Genomic DNA, 1,713 nt, shown 5'->3' on the forward strand with positions numbered 1-1,713 from the left:
CACTACAAAGGCAGGTTCTTTAAGGTAAGGAGGTGATCCAACCGCAGGTTCCCCTACGGTTACCTTGTTACGACTTCACCCCAGTCATGAATCACAAAGTGGTAAGCGCCCTCCCGAAGGTTAAGCTACCTACTTCTTTTGCAACCCACTCCCATGGTGTGACGGGCGGTGTGTACAAGGCCCGGGAACGTATTCACCGTAGCATTCTGATCTACGATTACTAGCGATTCCGACTTCATGGAGTCGAGTTGCAGACTCCAATCCGGACTACGACGCACTTTATGAGGTCCGCTTGCTCTCGCGAGGTCGCTTCTCTTTGTATGCGCCATTGTAGCACGTGTGTAGCCCTACTCGTAAGGGCCATGATGACTTGACGTCATCCCCACCTTCCTCCAGTTTATCACTGGCAGTCTCCTTTGAGTTCCCGGCCTAACCGCTGGCAACAAAGGATAAGGGTTGCGCTCGTTGCGGGACTTAACCCAACATTTCACAACACGAGCTGACGACAGCCATGCAGCACCTGTCTCAGAGTTCCCGAAGGCACCAAAGCATCTCTGCTAAGTTCTCTGGATGTCAAGAGTAGGTAAGGTTCTTCGCGTTGCATCGAATTAAACCACATGCTCCACCGCTTGTGCGGGCCCCCGTCAATTCATTTGAGTTTTAACCTTGCGGCCGTACTCCCCAGGCGGTCGACTTAACGCGTTAGCTCCGGAAGCCACGCCTCAAGGGCACAACCTCCAAGTCGACATCGTTTACGGCGTGGACTACCAGGGTATCTAATCCTGTTTGCTCCCCACGCTTTCGCACCTGAGCGTCAGTCTTTGTCCAGGGGGCCGCCTTCGCCACCGGTATTCCTCCAGATCTCTACGCATTTCACCGCTACACCTGGAATTCTACCCCCCTCTACAAGACTCTAGCCTGCCAGTTTCGAATGCAGTTCCCAGGTTGAGCCCGGGGATTTCACATCCGACTTGACAGACCGCCTGCGTGCGCTTTACGCCCAGTAATTCCGATTAACGCTTGCACCCTCCGTATTACCGCGGCTGCTGGCACGGAGTTAGCCGGTGCTTCTTCTGCGGGTAACGTCAATCGACAAGGTTATTAACCTTATCGCCTTCCTCCCCGCTGAAAGTACTTTACAACCCGAAGGCCTTCTTCATACACGCGGCATGGCTGCATCAGGCTTGCGCCCATTGTGCAATATTCCCCACTGCTGCCTCCCGTAGGAGTCTGGACCGTGTCTCAGTTCCAGTGTGGCTGGTCATCCTCTCAGACCAGCTAGGGATCGTCGCCTAGGTGAGCCGTTACCCCACCTACTAGCTAATCCCATCTGGGCACATCTGATGGCAAGAGGCCCGAAGGTCCCCCTCTTTGGTCTTGCGACGTTATGCGGTATTAGCTACCGTTTCCAGTAGTTATCCCCCTCCATCAGGCAGTTTCCCAGACATTACTCACCCGTCCGCCGCTCGTCACCCGAGAGCAAGCTCTCTGTGCTACCGCTCGACTTGCATGTGTTAGGCCTGCCGCCAGCGTTCAATCTGAGCCATGATCAAACTCTTCAATTTAAGTTTGATGCTCGTGAATTAAACTTCGTAATGAATTACGTATGTTCACTCAGAGACTTGGTATTCATTTATTGTCCGAAGACATTAAGAATCCATGTCACTTTGAGTGCCCACACAGATTGTCTGATAAATTGTTAAAGAGCAGTGC

General features: G+C 52.8%; 1 rRNA gene. It reads right to left on the bottom strand.

Annotated elements, in window-relative coordinates:
• Window positions 1-25: 25 nt before the first annotated feature.
• A 16S ribosomal RNA gene (locus tag UR289_RS21800) occupies window positions 26-1,565 on the bottom strand.
• Window positions 1,566-1,713 lie beyond the last annotated feature (148 nt).

The sequence above is a fragment of the Enterobacter sp. 302C9 genome (genome assembly GCF_034106085.1).
Taxonomy (GTDB): domain Bacteria; phylum Pseudomonadota; class Gammaproteobacteria; order Enterobacterales; family Enterobacteriaceae; genus Enterobacter; species Enterobacter asburiae_B.